Raw genomic sequence first — 17,722 nt, 5'->3', positions numbered from 1 at the left:
GACGCCGCCCTCAGCGCCTGTTCCATCTGCACCCGGATCGCGCCCTTGCGGGTGAGCGGGTGCTGCGGGCTCTCTTCGGTGAGGTTCGGGAAGGCGTCGGGGCCGTAGTTGTAGACCGTGCCCGGGAACACCAGCTTCGCGCCCGCCGCCTTGGCCGCCGCGATGGCTGAGTTCAGCATCGGCATCTGCAGGCCGGCCCAGTTCCGGTAGCCGGCCGGGTTGGCGCCATGCACCACGAGGCTCGCACCTTTGGCGGCGGCGACCACATCGGCCTCGATCATGGCGTCGCCCTTCACCCATTCGAGCCCCGGACGGCCGAAATTGCGCCGCGCGGTCTCGGGGTCGCGGTTGAGGGCGCGCACGCGCCAGCCGCCGGCCAGCAGGCGCTCGGCGACCGCGCCGCCGATCCCGCCGGTTGCGCCGATCACCAGCGCCAGCTTCTCGTTGTTGTTCGAGATCATCGGTCTCTCCTGCTCTTGTCGCCAAGAGAGATGCGCCCCATGTCTCTCCAACAGAATTGCGCAAACTTCTGGGGCAGGTATTCAGCCGCGTATGCCTGGGCCGAACGACTGGGACCTTTTCCAAAGCCTGCACGCGGTGCTGGAGGCCGGCACCTTGTCGGCCGCAGCGAAGCTTCGCGGCCTCACCCAGCCGACGCTCGGCCGGCACATCGAGACCCTTGAGCAACGGCTAGGGTCCCCGCTTTTCCTGCGCAGCCCGAGGGGCTTGCAGCCGACGGACCTGGCGCTCGGGCTTAAGCCGCATCTGCACGACATGTCGGCGGCGGCATCGGCTGCAGTCCGCGACGCCTCCGGCGCGGCCGACTCGCTGCTGGGCTCGATCCGCATCACGGCCAGCGAGATCGTCGGCGCCGAAGTCCTGCCGCCCATGCTGGCGAGCTTCCGCAACCAGCACCCCGGCGTGGTCATCGAAATGATGCTCTCCAACATCAACGACGACCTGTCGCGGCGCGAGGCCGACATCGCTGTGCGCATGACGCCGCCGAGCCAGAGCTCCCTGGTCGCCAAGAAGGTCGGCGAGGTGTCACTCGGCTTCTACGCGACGCAGGAATACCTGGAGCGTTACGGCGTCCCCCAGATCCTGGAGGACTTCGACGACCATGCCATGATCGGCTTCGACAGCCCCGCGCGCGGCATTCGCGATGTGCCGGGACTGAACATGCCGGTCAGCCGCGAGACCTTCAGCTTCCGCTCCGACAGCGATCTGGCCCAACTTGCCGCCACCCGCGCAGGCTTTGGGATCGGGGTCGTGCAGGACGCAATAGCGCGGCGGTACGGCCTGGTTCACGTGCTTCCCGACTTCACGCTCTTCACCCTGGGCTGCTGGATTGTCATGCACGAGAATCTGCGCGGAAACCGGCGGATGCGGCTGATGTTCGACCACCTGGTCGATGGCATGACAGCCTATGTGAGGGAGCGCCGCAGCTGAGCGCGCCCTACGAAGGCGGCTGCCTCTGCGGACAGGTCCGCTGGAAGGCTATCGGCGAGCCGGCCAACGTACGCATCTGCCACTGTCGGAACTGCCAACGCGCCACCGGGGGCCCATTCTTCGCCCGCGCCATGTTCCTGGCGGGCGACATCGAACGCAGCGGGAAGACCACGCTCTGGCCGACTTCGCCGCGTGTCGACCGCCTCTCCTGTGCGCGATGCGGGACCCCGGTTTTCGCCGCGCCCAAGGATCCGCCGGCGCGCCTGGCTGTATCGCTGAGCGCTCTGGACGATCCGGCCGCCCTGCGACCCGAAATGCACATTTGGGTGAGCGAGAAGCTGGACTGGCTCGTGATCGACGACGGCTTGCCGGAATTCGCTCAGGGTCCAGGGTGAAGACACGAAAACGGCGGCCGCATCGCTGCGGCCGCCGTTCGAAATTCGCCGAAGTCGGAGCCCTTAGGCCTCGGAAGGCTCTTCGCGGGCCTGCATCTGGCGCTCGGCGATCCGGGCCGACTTCCCGCGCCGGTCGCGCAGGTAATAGAGTTTGGCGCGGCGAACGACACCGCGGCGCTTCACTTCGATGGACTCGATCATCGGGCTCATCACCGGGAACAGCCGTTCGACGCCCTCGCCGAAGCTGATCTTCCGCACGGTGAAGCTTTCGTTGATGCCTTGGCCGCCACGGGCGATGCAGACGCCTTCATAGGCCTGCACGCGTTCGCGCTCGCCTTCCTTGATCTTCACATTGACGCGCACCGTGTCGCCCGGCTGGAACTCGGGGATCTTGCGGGTGGCGAGAAGGCGGTCAGCCTCTTCCTTCTCGAGGGTCTCGATAATGTTCATGGTCTTCGTCCTTAATGGGCTTAATCGCCCTTTGCCTGTTGATTGGCGGTTCGTTGCGACCACAAGTCCGGCCGCTGTTCCCGCGTCGTCCGCTCCCGCTCGGCCTGCCGCCACTTCCGAACCTCGGCATGATGGCCGCCCAGCAGGACTTCGGGGATATCGAGCCCTTCGAACGTCCGCGGCCTCGTGTACTGCGGATGCTCGAGGAGCCCGTCCTCGAAGCTTTCTTCACTCAAGCTATCGGCCTGTCCCAACACACCCGGGACCAGCCGTACGCACGCCTCAATCGCCACCAGCGCGGCTGCCTCGCCACCGGCCAGGACCGCATCGCCAACGGCGACCTCCTCGAACCCGCGAGCCTCGATGACCCGTTGATCCACCCCCTCGAACCGACCGCAAAGCACGATCAATCCTGGCCCTTGGGCCCACTCACGCGCGCGCGCCTGGGTTAGGGGCGTGCCCCGGGCGCTCATGTACAAAAGCGGGCGCCCACGTCGCTCCACGCTATCCAGCGCAGAGGCGATCACGTCCGCCCGCATCACCTGTCCAGGACCGCCACCCGCAGGGGTGTCGTCAAGGAAGCCGCGCTTATCTTTGGAAAACGCCCGAATGTCCACTGTTTCCAGGGCCCAAAGCCCCTGCTCGCGCCACGCGGTCCCGATCAGGGAGACGCCGAGCGGACCCGGAAAGGCCTCGGGGAACATGGTCAGGACGGTCGCGTCGAACGGCATGGCGCTTCAAAGCGCCGCGACCAGACGCCGCGTCAAGTCTTGCTGCTCCGGCGGCCTCAGCGTAAGCGGCGCGGCATGAGCGATATCCCCGAGACCCAGGGCCAGGACGAGACTCTTGTCGAGACGCTGCAGCTTGAGCGGATCGAGGAGAACCTGTTCCGCGGCACGACACCAGACAGCCGTCCCGGCCGCATCTTCGGCGGCCAGGTGATCGCCCAGTCGCTGCTGGCGGCCTACGAGACCATCGAGACGCGCGTTTGCCACTCGCTGCACTGCTACTTCATCCGGCCCGGCGACCCGACCGTCCCCATCGTCTTCGAGGTCGACCGCAGCCGCGACGGGGGCAGCTTCACCACCCGGCGGGTGGTGGCGATCCAGCACGGCAAGCAGATCTTCAACCTGGCCGCCTCATTCAAGGATCCGGAACAAGGCTTCGAGCACCAGACGACGATGCCGCCAGGCCCGCACTGGTCGGAGTTGCCTGACCAGATGCAGGTCATGCGCGAGGTCATGAAGGATGCGCCGGAGGAGGCGAAGCGCTGGATGTCGCGGCCCCAGCCGATTGAGATGCGCTCGCAGGACGCGCGCAGCTATTGGCGCGACGGGGCCAAGGAACCCGTGGCCCAGAACTGGTTCCGCTGCGCCACACCGATTGGCGACGACGCCCACATGCACCAGGTGATCTTGGCTTACGCCTCCGACATGAACCTGCTGTCGACGGCGATGCGGCCTTACGGCGTGCATTGGCAGACGCCCGGGTTCCAGTCGGCCAGCCTCGACCACGTCATGTGGTTCCACCGCCCGACCGACTTCAACCAATGGCACCTCTATGCGCACGACAGCCCCTCGGCCTCAGACGGCCGTGGTTTGATCCGCGGCGCGATCTACGCCGAGGACGGGACCTTGGTGGCTTCAGTGGCGCAGGAAGGGTTGATGCGTCTGCGCAAGTAGCATCCGGGTTGTCGGCGCCTCCTGTGCGGCGTATCCCCTGCGCCCTTCGCAGTTGCAGCATCGCGGACGACCGATGAACACCACCCAGACCCTCGTCGAGACACTGGGGCTCGAGCGGCTGGAGGTGAACCTCTTCCGTGGCGCGACGCCCGACGCTGACCAGCGCCAACGCATCTATGGCGGCCAGGTCATCGCCCAATCGCTGCTGGCGGCCTACGAGACGGTCGATGAGCGCATCTGCCACTCCCTGCACTGCTATTTCATCCGCCCAGGAGATCCCGCGATCCCGATCGTCTTTGAGGTGGACCGCAGTCGCGACGGCGGCAGCTTCACGACGCGCAGGGTGATCGCGGTCCAGCACGGCCAGCAGATCTTCAACCTGGCCGCCTCGTTCCAGACCGTTGAACAGGGCTTCGAGCACCAGTCCGACATGCCCGACGCGCCGGCCCCGGATGAGGTCGAGAGCGACGCCGAGCGGCGCCTCAAATTGTCGGCTACAACGCCGCCAGAGGCCGAGGATTGGATCGACCAGCACCAGCCGATCGAAATGCGTACGGTCGGTGGTCGCTTGGACGTGGCCGCGCCCGAGCCGCGCAGTCCTATCCAGCAGGTGTGGTTTCGCGCCAAGGACCCGATCGGCGACGACCCGCACATGCATCAGGTGATCCTGGCCTATGCGTCGGACATGAGCCTTCTGGGCACCTCCATTCGCCCTCATGGCGTGAGCTGGCGCACGCCGGGCTTCCAGACAGCGAGCCTGGACCACGCCATGTGGTTCCACCGCCCGACGAACTTCAACGAGTGGCATCTGTACCAGCAGGAGAGCCCCTCGGCGTCGGGCGGCCGCGGCTTCAACCTGGGCTACATCTATCGGGCGTCGGACGGCGTCCTGGTCGCCAGTTGCGCCCAGGAAGGCCTGATGCGGATGCGCAAGCCGAAGGCTTAGGGCGCCATCCTCCCTTTAAGGGGGATCGCTTATTCGACCTCGTCCGGGCGCACCGCCACGATGCGGCCGGCGTCCATCTGGACCTCCGGAACGGCGTCCTTGGTGAAGGGCAGCCACCAGCTTTCGCCGGCGGCAGGGGCGACCTCCAACAGGTCGCCAGCGCCGAAGTCGCGGACGGAGCGGACGCGGCCCAGCAACTCGCCTTCCAGGCTCACCACGTCCATGCCGATCAGGTCGGCGATATAGAATTCGTCCTCATCGTCGGGCTCGGGCAGGACGGCGCGTGGAATATAGAGCTTTAGGCCGCGGGCGGCCTCGGCCTCCTCGCGGGTTTCGATCTCCTGCGTGCGGACGACCACGCCACCCTTGGCGACGCGCCCACTTGACACCGTGAGGGCGGGCGAGCCGTCCTCTCGCAGCAGGGTCTTGTAGTCCACCAGCCCCAGGGGTTCGGCGGTAAAGGTCGTGATCCGGACCTCACCCTTCACGCCGAAAGCGCCGGCTACGCGTCCGACCAGAATCAAGTCGTCGCTCATCGCATCCTTCTCTTGCGGGAGAAGCCCTCGGGCGATGGCCCGACGGATGACGGCGCGCGCAATGTCATCAGATGCGAAAGTCCCATCGACCGCACGGTAGAGCCAAAGACCCTGTCATCCGACCAGCGCAGGCCACCTTCTCCCGCGAGGGGAGAAGGGGCTTTGCGCATACGGTTTAGCCTTCGGCTTTTTCGTCGGCCGCAGCTTCGGCGGCCGGCGCTTCGGCGGCGGCCTCGGCCGGCGCTTCCGGCGCAGGTGCAGCTTCGGCCGCGGCAGCTTCGGCGACCGGAGCTTCAGCAGCTGCGGGCGCTTCTTCAGCGGCCGGAGCAGGTTCCTCGGCCGGGGCGGCCTCGGCGGCGGGGGCCTCTTCGACGACCGGCTCGGGCTCGGGCGCCGGCGGCGGGTTGTTCTTGGCTTCTTCCAGGGCGGCGGCGCGGTCGGCCTCGCGCTGGGCCTTCTCCTCGGCGCGTTCTTTTGCCTTGGTCCCCGGCTGGCCCTTATTCGGGTTGTTGCCGGCTTCCCACTTCACCAGATTCTGCTTGGAGAGTTCGCGCGCCACGCGGTCGGTGGGCTGGGCGCCCTTGCTCATCCACTCCTGGATACGCTCGACCTTCAGCACGACGCGGTTCGGGTCGTCCTTCTTCAGCAGCGGGTTATAGGAGCCCACCTTCTCGATGAAGCGGCCGTCGCGCGGCGAGTGGCTGTCGGCGACGACGATGGAATAGTAGGGGCGCTTCTTGGCGCCGCCCCGGGCGAGACGGATCTTCAGCATTGCGGTGGTCCTTTGGTCTTTCGTCTATTTCTTGAAGGGGTTGAAGCCGGGCGGCAGTCCGCCCAGTCCGGGTAGTTTGAAGCCGCCTTCTCCCCCAAGCTTGGCGGCCATTTCTTCGATCTCTTTCTCGGACGGCATCGGCATCTTGCCGCCGCCCAGGCTCTTCAGTCGGTCCATGCCGCCAGCGCCGCCGCCGCCGCCCAGCATCTGAGCCATCTGGGCGAAGCCGCGGCCGCCACCCTTGCTCATCATCTTGAAGGCGTCGGCCATCTGGCGGTGCTGTTTGAGGAGCCGATTGACCTCGGCCACGTCGACGCCGGCGCCGGCGGCGATCCGGCGTTTGCGGGATGCCGCCAGGACGTCCGGCTTCTTGCGCTCCAGCTTGGTCATGGACGAAATGATCGCGGCCTGACGGTCGACCATCTTGTCGGAGATGTTGGCCTCGGCGATCTGTTTCTTGATCTTCTGGACGCCAGGAAGCATGCCCATCAGGCCTTCCATGCCGCCCATGCGCTTCATCTGCTGGAGCTGCTCGGCCATCATGTCCAGGTCGAACTGGCCCTTGGCGAGCCGCTTGGCCATCGCCTCGGCCTTGGCGACGTCGAGCTCCTCGGTGGCCTTCTCGACCAGGGCCACGATGTCGCCCTGGCCCAGGATACGGCCGGCGACACGAGCGGCGTCGAAGGCCTCCAGGCCGTCGATCTTTTCCGAGACGCCAAGGAATTTGATCGGCAGGCCCGTGACCGCGCGCATCGACAGAGCAGCGCCGCCCCGACCGTCACCGTCGGCGCGGGTGAGGACCAAGCCGGTCAGCGGCAGGCGCTCGTGGAAGGCCTTGGCGGTGCGCACCGCGTCCTGGCCGGTTAGCGCGTCGGCGACGAGCAGGGTCTCCGACGGGTTGGCGATCCGCGCGATCTCGGCGGCCTCGCTCATCATCGCCTCGTCGAGCGTGGTGCGCCCGGCGGTGTCGAGGATGACGACGTCGAAGCCCTGCAACTTGGCCGACTGCAGCGCGCGCCGCGCGATGTCCGGCGCGGTCTGACCGGCGACGATCGGGAGGCTGTCGACCTGGGCCAGCGTCGCGAGCGTCGCGAGTTGTTCCATGGCCGCGGGGCGCCGCGTATCGAGCGAGGCCAGCAGCACGCGCTTGCGGTCCTTGCCCAGGCGCAGCGCCAGCTTGGCGGCGGTCGTTGTCTTACCGGAACCCTGCAAGCCGGCCATCAGGATCACGGTCGGAGGGTTCAGCGAGAGGTTCAGCCCTTCGGGCTCGCCCTCTCCGCCCAGCATCTCGACCAGGCCGTCGTAGGTGATCTTCACCACCTGGTCGGCGGGTCGCACCGAGCGGATCACCGCCTCGCCGGTCGCGCGTTCCTTGGCCTTGGCGATGAAGTCGCGCACCACCGGCAGGGCGACGTCCGCCTCGAGCAGGGCCACGCGCACCTCGCGCATCGCCTCGTCGACATCCTTCTCCGACAGCACGCCGCGCCCGCTGAGGCGGTCGAAGACGCTCGAGAGCCGATCTGTCAGTGCGTCAAACAAGCCAAACTCCTAAAGCCCAAACGCAGTCGTCCCCCGTGGACGATTGCGTCGACGGGGGGCCTCGCCGCCCTCGTCCTACATAGGTGCAGGGGTCGTGGCGGTGGAGGGCGCTGACCGAGGTTGGCGCCGGAAGGGCGCGCTTATGCGCCCAAGAGGGCCAAGAGGTCAAGGAAAGGGCTCCTTTGGCACTGACTCACTTTGAAACTGGGTCTCGCCCAACCTACGGCTGACCTCGGGAACGGCGGCTTTCCAGCGGCGGCGCCAAACGTCTTTTTAGGGGCGGGATGGTGACGACCACTTTCGACCCCCTAAGCGGGCGTGCAAGCGGTTGCCCCGGCCGCACAGCTCGTCGGTAGCATAGCCTTTAGCGGACGGGGGCCGCCTCACCGAGTCCAGCGCCGATGTGAGGCGGCGCGCCGTCGGCGTCAGGTCTTCGGGGCAGGCGTCGCCGGCGGGGCGTCCCCGCCGATGCTCCAGACGATCTTCCAGGAACCATCCGATTGCTGCTTGTAGCCCGCGAGCCGGTTGCCGGTCTCGGTCACCGGCTTCTTCGTCTTCGGATCGGTGGCGGTAATTGTGTAGGACGCCCGAAAACGGCCATCTCGCCCGAGGCCGCCACATCCACGATCTCGTTGTGCAGGGTCATCTTGAGCGCGGGGTCGGTCACCATTTGCTTGGTCAGAGCCAGGTCGACAACGGGACCGATGTTCGGCCCGCCGTGAAGCATAATGACGCTGTCCGGCGCGTTATGGGCGACCGTCTTGACGGCGTCACGGGCGTTGAGATCGGCCACCAGGCTGTCGGCATCGGCCTTGACGGCGTCGGCGATCTTAGCGGTGTCCACGGGCCGCTTTGCGGGCAGGTGGCACCCCGACAGCGACATCGCGGCGGCGCCAAGGACGCCGCCCAAAAGCATCTTGTGGTTCAAGGAATGGCCCTCCCTCGCTGGCTGCGGTGGACTGTTCGTCCGTGGGCCAGTCATGGTCAAGCTCGACTAGGCCCGGCACCTTTCCACCCCCATCCAAGACCTTGCGAAGGTCCCCTTGCGGGGGCTGAGGGTCAAAATTGGCTAGCCTCATGGGACGAGGCCAAGAAAGTTGCGCAGGCCGAAGGGCTAAAGTACGCCAGCGTCCCCGCCGATTGGCAATGGATTGAGGACTTCGGATCGCTTTACTTCAACCAAACCCTTCATCGCTCGGCGCATTGCCTTGAGCGGTTCACCGTTCGCGTGCAGGTCCAGAGACGCCATGTCGGTGAACTTTTCAATGATGACAAGCTCATCGCCCGACTCATGCAGCGCATACAATTCGCATCCGGCTTCCGCATGGAATTTCGGTATCGCGTCCCGTAGAGCTTTGATCACCGCGTCTCGACCCTCCGCACTCGGAAGCAACACAGCAAGACCAATAACCGCCATGTATTAGTTCCTTTGATAGGGCGTCCTTTATGGTTCTTCAGCTCGCATCCCGCTTCAAGGATGGGATATTTCGCCCGAGCCGGCGTCACGGGTCTTCGTGCGAGGCAGCACCGGGCCGCCACAGGCGAGAAACCCGCCATCGACAAACAGAACCTGCCCCGTCACCCAATCTGCTTCCGGCTGCAGGAAAAATCGAACGGCGACGGCGATGTCCCGCGGGTCGCCAAATCGCTTGATCGGCGTTCGAGCGAGCTCTGCGGCGACGAACTCGTCGTCCACGAGCGTGCCGTTTGCCCCGGTATCGATAGATCCGGGCCCCACCGCATTGACCGTGATGTTGTAGCGGGCGAGCTCGTTCGCCGCGCTGCGCGTAAACTGCGCCACCGCGCCTTTCGAACTGTCATAGGCCGCCATGCGCCACCAGCTCTGCACGCAGTTCGTGGAGGCGATATTGACGATCCTTCCGCCCCCGGCATCGCGCATACGGCGGCCCGCCTCCTGAACGCAAAGGAAGACGCCCCTGACGTTCACCGCAAACACCTTGTCGAACAGTTCGACGGGATAATTCAGAAGCGACCCGATCGGAAAGATCCCTGCGCAGCAGACAAGTCCCCAAGGCGCGCGGCCATACCTGGCGTCGATCTCGCTGAAGGCGCGAGCGAGGTCGACCGGACTGGAGACGTCGGCTTGGTGGTGGGTAAACTTGTCTCCGAGCAGCTCGCGGGTTTCCGATCCGTCATGCCAGTCGATGCCAGCCACATCGGCTCCCGCCTCGGCCAGGAGCTTGGCGATGCCCTGCCCTATTCCGCTCGACGAGCCGGTGACCACAACAAGTTTGCCGTCCACTGCAATGCTCCCATTGGCCAAGTCCTCAACATCAGCGCCCCAGGCCCTTACTGGCGATCGAGCGCGCGTCGCGAGGCGGCTACGCCGCCCGCGCGGCGAAGAGCTCGTACGGATCGAGGCCCTTCGCGCGATAGCGGGCGTGCGCGCGCCGATACTGGATGGGCTCTGCGATCCCGAGGCGCTTGCGAGCGAGATCGAGCGGCTCGGCGAGCAAGGCGCGGACGTCCTGCCGATACAGGGCCGCCGCCGCTCTTCCGTGCTTGCGGGCTTCGGCGACAGCCGCCAGCACCGGCGCGTCGGACCTGACCTTCGCGACGAGCTCCAGCGCGCCGGCCCAGGCGATGAACCACTCCGTCCAGTCGTGATATTGGGCGCTGGTAAAGCCCAGCACGCACTGCTCGCCCAGCGCATCGCGCCCGTAACCGGTCAGGACGTGTGCCAGATCATGAGTGTCGCGCAGGCGATCCGCGAGCCATTGCAGCTTGTCGGCGTAGGACGAAACGCCCGGGAGCTGACTGGCTTCCACAAGGCCGGCGGCGGACAGCCCCTCCTTGCGCATGAACGCCACATAGGCGTGCGCCACGCTGTCGTCCGGCAGCGAACGGAGCGTGTCGTGGTCATCCAGGATCGCGGGCAGGCAGGCTTGCGCATCCATCAGCGACCGGCCCAGCTCGCTTTCGCAGAACGTCTCCGCCGCCGCCCTGAAGCGGCGGCTCGGCAAGCACTCGCCCATGTAGAATACCTGGGCGGTGTCCTCCTTGTCGGCGATGAGCTTCCGGAAGTGCCCGAACGCCTTGAACGGCCTGAAGGCGGCCGGCGGGCGTTCGCTGGCCGAAAACGGCAGGGTGGAGATCATTCGCGAGCTCCTTCTCAGGTCCGGGTGTCGCGCCTTCGAACGCCCTTCCGCGCCTCGCCGCGATGTAGAATGGATGTAATCACTTCCAATTAGACGAGTCAAACGCCACCCGTCGTCGGTCCATCCGGCCTCCCCGAGCCACCCCTAGTCGGCGGCTCGCTGCGGCTTCGGGTCCGGGATGTAGTTTTCCAGCAGGCTGGTGATCATCAGCTTGAGTTCGCGCACCAGTTGGGCGGCTTCCCCGCGCGGGCTTTGCAGGGCGATGTCGAGCATCCGGTTCGAGGATTCCATGATCGTCCTGCACAGCGCGCCCATTCGCCCCGGATCGAGAACGACGCCCAGGCTCGTCAGTCCCGCGGCGAGGTCCTGCGCCAACGCCCTGTTCTCCAGGCTGTCCGATTCCCGAAGCTCGGGGATCGCGAAAGCCGCCGCCCGCAGCGCCGCATATCCAGGGTGTCGGGACGCGGCTTCGAAATGCCCGTCGATCGCGTTCGCGACCGCCTCGCGCCAGTCACCGCCGGACGCAGGCTCCCTCAGATTGCCGATCCATGCCCGTTCTGTCGCCCGCAGGTCCTGCGCCATGGCCACGAGGATCGCGAACTTGTTCGGGAAGTAGCGATAGATCGCCCGCGTCCCCAGGCCCGCGCGTTCGGCGAGCAGATTGGTGTTGAAGCCATCTATACCCACGTCCTCGAGCAGCTCCGCGCTCACCTTGAGGATGCGCTGCATCGTCGCTCGGCTCCGGGCCTGCTGAGGCGTCGCCCTCGGACCTAGTTCGATCGACGTCATTCCACCCCTTAGAGGTCGCCCGCTCGGCCCGCCTGCATCCGCACTTAGGCGGGCTGACGGGCGGCCCGTTCGCCTTCGGTCGATTTCGCCCTCCGTCAGCGCCACCTCGCGCCAGGATTTAGATGGCATCAGCTAAGGTCCGCAACCCCCGCCCAACGGCTGTTGGCGATATCAGCTTCCCGGCTCTGAGGAGTGATCACCGGCGAATGGCGACTCGCCGGAGGGAAGGTCAGGCCAGCTGGCGACCGAGGGCGTGTGCAAACGCGCCGGACAAGATGTCTGATGGTTTGAGCGTCTTCGTTCCATTGCGGCGGGCGATCGGATGAGACGTCTCCCGGTGATGAGGTAGTTGGCGAGGGTCTCGCTGGGGATGATCGGAATTTCTAAATGAGTCAGTGCCGCTCCTTTTGCGCTCTCCATGCGAGGAGAGGAGAGCGCATCGATGTCCGAAAGCCGCCAGCTGATCTCCGCAAACAGCCCTATATTGGCGTCATGACCCAATACACCCTCTTCGACACCGAGATCGGCTGGGCGGGGTTAGCCTGGAACGCGGTCGGGCTGGTCGGCGCGCATCTGCCGGAGCGCGAGCCCGACAATGTGCGGCGCGGCTTCCAGCGGCGCTTCCCCGGGATCACTGAGGCTCCGCCACCTGAGAGCCTGTCTGCGACCATCGCCGGCATCCAGGCGCTGATGCGCGGCGAGAAGGCCGACCTTACCGGCGCCACCCTCGACATCGCTCGGGTCCCGGAGTTCAACGCCCGCGTCTACGAGATCGCGCGCGCGATCCCGCCCGGCGAAACCCTGACCTATGGCGAGGTCGCCGCGCGCCTGGGCGACAAGCTCCTGGCCCGCGACGTCGGCGGGGCCCTGGGCCAGAACCCCTGGCCTATCGTCGTGCCCTGCCACCGCGTGACGGCGGCGAACGGCAAGCCCGGCGGCTTTTCGGCGCGCGGTGGGGTCGACACCAAGCTGAAGCTCTTGACCATCGAGGGCGCTGCCTTCGTTCAGCCTGCGCCGCCGAGGGTGAAGCCCAAGCCCGCGCCCGCCCAACAGGCCGACCTCTTCGGCTAGGCCCTGAGGACCTGTCCGAAATATTGGAAAGCGTAAAAGGCGCTCAGCCCGATGAGGCACAAGGTGTGCCATGCGCGATTGCGGATCACCACGAGCGAAAGCGCCGCCGGCAGGATCACCAAGTACGGCGCAAGCGTCTGAAACTGGCTTCCACCGGTCTGCGTCGCTGCCCGAGAATTGACCAACGCGGTCAACAGGCCCTGGATCAAAAACAGAATCCAGAGCCGCCGCGACACGGCCGTGTAGTGCGCGCGAAGGTCGATCGGCCCGGTCGGGACCTCATCAGGCAGGGTGGCGGCTGAGATCAGGTAGAGGACCACCGTCGCCGCCACCACGCCGAGAAACATCTCGAAAGTGAGCTGATTGGCGATGCGCTCGAGGCGGAACCACCGCCACCAGTGGTTGACGATTTTCAGCAGGACCATGATCGCCGCCAGCGGAGACAAGAAGTCCCACTTCACGCGGTCGCCGGCCAAAAGCAGCCGGTGCAGGCTCCGCGTCAAATCCCCGAGCGCCAGGGCAAGAATGATGGATTCCAGCCCCAGGAGGTATTCCAACGGCCGCAATGGGGTCCCCCCTTTTCCGCGGACTGACACTTAGCACATGGCCGAAGTCGTCCTCAGGCCGGGAAACCCTTGGAGCGCAGGTAGGCCTTCACGTCCGGATCACGGCCGCGGAAGGCGCGGTACTGGATCGCTGGATCGACGGTGTTGCCGACCTTCATGATGTTGTCGTGCAGTCGCCTGGCGACGGCCTTGTCGTAAGGCCCGCCGGCCTCGGTGAAGGCCTCGAAGGCATCGTGGTCCAGCACCTCTGACCAGAGGTAGGAGTAGTAACCGGCGGAATAGCCGTCGGAGGCGAAGATGTGCTGGAACTGCGGTGTGCGGTGGCGCATTGGAAGCTCGGCCGGCATCCCCAGCTTGGCGAGCTCGTCCTTCTCGAAGGCGCGCGGATCGATGTCGGCGTCGCCGGCCAGGTGCAGCTTCATATCGATGAGCGCCGAGGACAGGTACTCGGTGACGTCGAAGCCCTGGCGGAATGTCGAGGCCTTGTTGATCTTGGCGACCAGCTCCGGCGGGATCGGCTTGCCGGTCTGATAGTGCACAGCGTAGCGGTTCAGCACCTCCGGCGTTCGCAGCCAGTTCTCGTTCAGCTGCGAAGGGAACTCCACATAATCGCGGGCCACCCGAGTGCCGCTCAGCGATGGATAGGTCACCTCGGAGTTCAGGCCGTGCAGGGCATGGCCGAATTCGTGGAACATGGTGATCCCGTCGTCCCAGGAAACCAGCACCGGCCGGCCGGGGGCGCCCTTCACGAAATTGGCGTTGTTGGAGACGATGGTGGTGACCTGGCCGTCGAAGGTCTCCTGGGCGCGGTAGGCGTTCATCCAGGCCCCTGAGCGCTTGCCGGTCCGCGCATAGGGGTCGAAGTACCAGAGGCCAACCAGCCGGCCGCCGCGCGTCACCTTCCAGACCCGCACGTCGGGGTGCTGGACCGGTGCGTCGGTCACCGGGGTGAATTCGAAGCCGTAAAGCTGGCCCGCCGCCCAGTGCATGCCTTCTCGCAGCTTCTCAAGCTGCAGGTACGGCTTCACGTCGTTCATATCGAGGGCGTAGCGCTCGGCCCGCACCTTTTCGGCGTAGTAGCGATAGTCCCAGGGCGCGATCTTGATGCGGGCGCCTTCCTTGTCGGCCACCGCCTGCATCTCCGCCACTTCCTCGTGGACGCGGCCGACGGCCGACGGCCAGACCCGCATCATCAGGTCCATGGCATGCTCGGGCGTCTTGGCCATCGCGTCATCGAGGCGCCAGTGGGCGTGGGTCGGATAGCCGCGCAGCTTGGCCCGTTCGGCCCGCAGCTTCAGGATTTTCTTGATGCCCTCGTTGTTGTCCTTTGCATCGCCGTTGTCGCCGCGGGCGTAGAAGGTCCGCCAGACCTTCTCTCGCAGGTCCCGCCGGTCCGAATAGGTCAGGAAGGGGTCCATCGAGGAGCGCGTGTTGAGGATCGCGTACTGGCCCGGCTTGCCGTGCTCCTTAGCGGCCTGGGCCGCGGCCTCGCGCACGTCGTGCGGCAGGCCCGTGAGATCCTTCTCGTCGAGATAGAGAACGTAGTCGGTTTCGTCGGCGAGCAGGTTCTGGTTGAACGTGGTGAACAGCCCGGCCAAGTCCTTGTTGATCTCGGCGACCCGCGCCTTGGCCCCAGGGGTAAGCTTGGCGCCGGCGCGCACGAAGTTGTTCCAGCGCCACCAGGCCAGACGCTTCTGCTCGGGCGTCAGGTTGGCGGTATCGCGGGCGTCGTAGACGGCCTCGATGCGCCTGAAGAGCTTTTCGTTTTGCAGGATCTTGTCGTTGTACGCCGCCAGTTCCGGCTCGATCTCCTTCTCGATCGCGCGCACTTCCGGCTTCGAAAGCGTGCCAGTCCAGATGTCGTAAATCGTGCCGATGCGATCGCCGGCCTTTCCGGTCCGCTCCAGGGCCGCGATGGTGTTGTCGAAGGTGGGGGGCGCGGGATTGTTGGCGATGGCGTCGACTTCGGCCAGCTCCGCGGCGATGGCGGCCTCGATCCCCGGCTTGAGGTCGGCGACCTTCACCACGTCGAACGGTGGGACGCCGCCGTAGGGTCCGGTCCAGGGCCGGGTCAGCAAGTTTACGGCGGTCGGGCCCGCGGCGGCCTGCGCTCCGGCGTCGACGGGGATCATGGAAGCTGCAGCCATAGCGGTTGAAGCTGCGAGAAATGTGCGCCGCTGCATAGAGGCTCCGGGAAGCGCAAGTCGAAGGGGCAAGCTTACGGATGAAGGTCGGCGGCGTCACGTGTCGGGCATCAGCCCGGCGTCATCCGCCCGTAGAGCTCAGCAAGCGTGCTCACTGCCCGTTCCGCCTCCGCACGATCGGTGACTTCAGAATCGTCACCGTATCCGAACATGTCGCCGCCCCACAAAGCCTGGACAACGATGCCGTCGCGTCGGGAAAGCATGCTGACGTTCTTGTAGAAGACGCCGTAGGTGACCTCCGGCTGGGGGATCAGCCAGGCGATCTGGCCGCGCACCGGGGTGATCGTTTCGTCTCGGCACAAGGCGCGCGCGCCATAGCCGGGGCAGTTGATCACCACCTTCTGTTTCAGGCTCGTCAGGTCGCCGAGGCTGTGGAACTCCCGCCGCTCCACCCGGCCGCCGGCAGCCAGGAAGTCGGCCATGAGGGTGTGCCCATAGTCGGCGACGTTGAACTGCATGCTTGAGCCGCGCCGGACCTCGGCCGTCGGAAAGGGCGTCGCGCCAGCCGGCAGCAGCTCCGGGTGCGGAGTGATGTCAAGGATGCGGTCTCGGAACTCAGCGAACTGCAGGGGTGCGAGGTGCTGCGGTGGCGAATATTCCGGGCCTTTGGCCGGTTCGGACAGGAAGTAGCGGTCCGTCCATTCCACCGGCGCGCCGGGCAGGCCCAGGTATCGCCGGAACCGCTTGAACGAGGTGCGCGCCATCTCCTCCCAAAGCGCGCCGAACTCGGGGCCGACGGCGGAGGTCAGCGCGATGCGGCTGTCGGGTGTCCAGCTTCCGGTGGCCCTCGCCGAGCGGGTATCGGGCAGCAGGTCCTTGGCGTAGACGGTCACCTTCGCTCCGGCCTCCTGGGCGAGGATCGCCGAGGTGAGCCCAATAGCGCCGCAGCCTACGACGGCGACATCGGCAGGATTGCCGGCCATCGCCTTGCGCACAGCCACCGACCCGGAGCCCCAGGAAAGAGACCAGCCCGAGCCGCCGTGGCCGTAGTTGTGCACCACCAGGGTGTCACCGACCCGCTCAGCGTCCAGCCTCGGCCCCTGGGCGCGGAAGGGGCGAAGACAAACGGTGATGTCGAACAATCGATCCATCCGCGCGTGCACGGGCGCGATCGGCGGCCCGCGCTCGGCGAAGGGCGTCCCGGGGGCGGTAGGCGGCGAGGCCGTCGCGCAGCCGCCGAGAGTGAACAGCCCTGCTCCGGCAGAGCCAAGCAGGAGGCCGCGGCGGTTCATCAGATCCGATCGGGTCACGGCATGCTCCACGTCTGCACGCGGAGGATCAGCCAAGCCGGGCCTTAGGGGAAGGCTCGTCGAAAGGCCGCCGTGACACGGCTTCGGCTCGCCGCTAACACCCTGCCATGGGCATCGGCGTTTTCGATTCCGGGGTGGGCGGGCTTTCGGTCCATCACAGGCTGGTGGACCAGTTCCCGGCCGCCGATTTCGTCTATCTCGCCGACCAGGCGAATACGCCCTACGGCGGGCGCCCAGGCGAGGAGATCGTCGAGCTGACGCGCAGCGGCTGCGAGCGGCTGTTCGCTGAAGGTTGCAACCTGGTGGTCCTGGCCTGCAATACCGCCTCCGGCATCGCGTTGCGCCGCCTGCAGCAGACCTGGCTGCCCGGCTACCGCCGCGAGCTCGGGCGGCCGGTGAATGTACTGGGCATCATCGTGCCGACCATCGAGGCGGCCACGGGCCTGCCCTGGGAGCACGAGGCCGAGCGGCGCGGCGACAAGGTCGAGAAGCTCGACATCCTGGCGGTGTTTTCCACGCCGGCCACGGCGGCCTCCCGCGTCTATGAGATCGAGATCGACAAGCGCCGCCAGGACGTGGCGGTGTTCTCGCAGCCCTGCCCGGACCTGGCCGGCCTGATCGAGCAGGGGGCAAGCCGCGAGGTCCTGGCCGCTGATATCGCGAGCCACGTGACGGCGGTCACCCGCCGCATCGGTCGCTCGCCCGACCGCGCGATCCTGGGCTGCAACACCGCTTCGGCCATTGCGCTTCGCCGCCTGCAGCAGACCTGGTTGCCGGGCTACCGACGCGAACTGGGCCGGGCGGTCAATGTGCTGGGCATCATCGTGCCGACCATCGAGGCGGCTACCGGCCTTCCCTGGAGCCACGAGGCCGCGCCGCGGGCGATCAATGATGGCCTGAAGGCCGAGCAGATCGATGTGCTGGGCGTCTTCTCCACCCGCGCCACCACCGGCA

At 66.4% G+C, this 17,722-nt stretch carries 20 protein-coding genes; 6 read left to right on the top strand and 14 right to left on the bottom strand.

Translation table 11 applies throughout. The features are described 5' to 3' along the window. The coding region (locus VGI62_RS06185; RefSeq protein WP_331503528.1) for an NAD(P)H-binding protein at positions 1-461 on the bottom strand (461 nt) is incomplete at its 3' end. Between the two features lie 91 nt (positions 462-552). Between VGI62_RS06185 and VGI62_RS06180 the strand changes: the two genes are divergently transcribed. Both VGI62_RS06180 and VGI62_RS06175 read left to right on the top strand, forming a co-directional pair. Next, entirely contained in the window at positions 553-1,449 is an 897-nt protein-coding gene (locus VGI62_RS06180; protein ID WP_331503527.1) for a LysR family transcriptional regulator, read from the top strand. Next, entirely contained in the window at positions 1,341-1,844 is a 504-nt protein-coding gene (locus VGI62_RS06175; RefSeq protein WP_331503529.1) for a GFA family protein, read from the top strand. The genes VGI62_RS06180 and VGI62_RS06175 overlap by 109 nt, the downstream gene beginning before the upstream one ends. Before the next feature lie 63 nt (positions 1,845-1,907). Here the strand turns inward: VGI62_RS06175 and rplS are convergent, their stop codons facing one another. Together rplS and trmD are read right to left on the bottom strand one after the other, a co-directional pair. Further along, entirely contained in the window at positions 1,908-2,294 is a 387-nt protein-coding gene (rplS, locus tag VGI62_RS06170; protein ID WP_331503526.1) for a 50S ribosomal protein L19, read from the bottom strand. Positions 2,295-2,314: 20 nt separating this feature from the next. Next, entirely contained in the window at positions 2,315-3,025 is a 711-nt protein-coding gene (gene trmD, locus VGI62_RS06165) for a tRNA (guanosine(37)-N1)-methyltransferase TrmD (RefSeq protein ID WP_331503525.1), read from the bottom strand. Between the two features lie 75 nt (positions 3,026-3,100). On the opposite strand from trmD, the gene VGI62_RS06160 reads away from it, so the two are divergent. Then, positions 3,101-3,976 carry an acyl-CoA thioesterase II gene (locus tag VGI62_RS06160; protein WP_331503524.1) on the top strand — a complete coding sequence of 292 codons (876 nt, stop codon included), beginning with the start codon at positions 3,101-3,103 and terminating at the stop codon, positions 3,974-3,976. 73 nt (positions 3,977-4,049) lie between these two features. After that, positions 4,050-4,922 carry an acyl-CoA thioesterase II gene (locus tag VGI62_RS06155; protein ID WP_331503523.1) on the top strand — a complete coding sequence of 291 codons (873 nt, stop codon included), beginning with the start codon at positions 4,050-4,052 and terminating at the stop codon, positions 4,920-4,922. A gap of 29 nt (positions 4,923-4,951) precedes the next feature. Here VGI62_RS06155 and rimM read toward each other — a convergent pair whose 3' ends face one another. The 8 genes from rimM to VGI62_RS06115 all read right to left on the bottom strand — a co-directional run bounded on the left by rimM (position 4,952) and on the right by VGI62_RS06115 (position 11,617). Next, positions 4,952-5,458, bottom strand: a complete 507-nt coding sequence (gene rimM, locus VGI62_RS06150) for a ribosome maturation factor RimM (RefSeq protein ID WP_331503522.1) — start codon at positions 5,456-5,458, stop codon at positions 4,952-4,954. 175 nt (positions 5,459-5,633) lie between these two features. Beyond that, complete coding sequence (gene rpsP / locus VGI62_RS06145) at positions 5,634-6,230, bottom strand: 30S ribosomal protein S16 (RefSeq protein WP_331503521.1); 597 nt, start codon at positions 6,228-6,230, stop codon at positions 5,634-5,636. A gap of 24 nt (positions 6,231-6,254) precedes the next feature. Next, the gene (gene ffh / locus VGI62_RS06140) at positions 6,255-7,769 is read right to left on the bottom strand and encodes a signal recognition particle protein (RefSeq protein WP_331503520.1); all 1,515 of its coding nucleotides are present in this window, start codon (positions 7,767-7,769) and stop codon (positions 6,255-6,257) included. A 538-nt stretch (positions 7,770-8,307) separates the two neighbouring features. Beyond that, a complete protein-coding gene (locus VGI62_RS06135; protein WP_331503519.1) occupies positions 8,308-8,697 on the bottom strand; it encodes a hypothetical protein in 390 nt (129 codons plus the stop codon). Positions 8,698-8,883: 186 nt separating this feature from the next. Continuing rightward, positions 8,884-9,186, bottom strand: a complete 303-nt coding sequence (locus tag VGI62_RS06130; protein WP_331503518.1) for a putative quinol monooxygenase — start codon at positions 9,184-9,186, stop codon at positions 8,884-8,886. A 54-nt stretch (positions 9,187-9,240) separates the two neighbouring features. Continuing rightward, complete coding sequence (locus VGI62_RS06125) at positions 9,241-10,032, bottom strand: SDR family oxidoreductase (RefSeq protein ID WP_331503517.1); 792 nt, start codon at positions 10,030-10,032, stop codon at positions 9,241-9,243. 79 nt (positions 10,033-10,111) lie between these two features. Continuing rightward, positions 10,112-10,888 (bottom strand): Coq4 family protein, encoded by a 777-nt coding sequence (locus VGI62_RS06120; RefSeq protein WP_331503516.1) that lies wholly within the window; start codon positions 10,886-10,888, stop codon positions 10,112-10,114. A gap of 144 nt (positions 10,889-11,032) precedes the next feature. Next, positions 11,033-11,617, bottom strand: coding sequence for a TetR/AcrR family transcriptional regulator (locus VGI62_RS06115; RefSeq protein ID WP_331503515.1), 585 nt, complete (start codon positions 11,615-11,617; stop codon positions 11,033-11,035). A 552-nt stretch (positions 11,618-12,169) separates the two neighbouring features. Here VGI62_RS06115 and VGI62_RS06110 point away from each other — a divergent pair. After that, the gene (locus tag VGI62_RS06110; RefSeq protein WP_331503514.1) at positions 12,170-12,748 is read left to right on the top strand and encodes a methylated-DNA--[protein]-cysteine S-methyltransferase; all 579 of its coding nucleotides are present in this window, start codon (positions 12,170-12,172) and stop codon (positions 12,746-12,748) included. Here the strand turns inward: VGI62_RS06110 and VGI62_RS06105 are convergent. From VGI62_RS06105 to VGI62_RS06095, 3 genes are all read right to left on the bottom strand, one after another. After that, positions 12,745-13,314: a hypothetical protein gene (locus tag VGI62_RS06105; protein WP_331503513.1), complete on the bottom strand. Its 570-nt coding sequence runs from the start codon at positions 13,312-13,314 to the stop codon at positions 12,745-12,747. The two genes, VGI62_RS06110 and VGI62_RS06105, sit on opposite strands and share 4 nt — an antisense overlap. 53 nt (positions 13,315-13,367) lie before the next feature. Further along, the gene (locus VGI62_RS06100; protein WP_414695643.1) at positions 13,368-15,497 is read right to left on the bottom strand and encodes a M3 family metallopeptidase; all 2,130 of its coding nucleotides are present in this window, start codon (positions 15,495-15,497) and stop codon (positions 13,368-13,370) included. Between the two features lie 71 nt (positions 15,498-15,568). Beyond that, a complete protein-coding gene (locus VGI62_RS06095) occupies positions 15,569-16,768 on the bottom strand; it encodes an FAD-dependent oxidoreductase (RefSeq protein WP_331503511.1) in 1,200 nt (399 codons plus the stop codon). 107 nt (positions 16,769-16,875) lie between these two features. Between VGI62_RS06095 and VGI62_RS06090 the strand changes: the two genes are divergently transcribed. Further along, on the top strand, positions 16,876-17,722 hold an 847-nt coding region (locus tag VGI62_RS06090), incomplete at its 3' end, for a hypothetical protein (protein ID WP_331503510.1).

This window comes from Phenylobacterium sp., assembly GCF_036495085.1.
Classification (GTDB): Bacteria; Pseudomonadota; Alphaproteobacteria; order Caulobacterales; family Caulobacteraceae; genus Phenylobacterium.
This window is presented reverse-complemented; position numbering and strand designations above follow the sequence as displayed.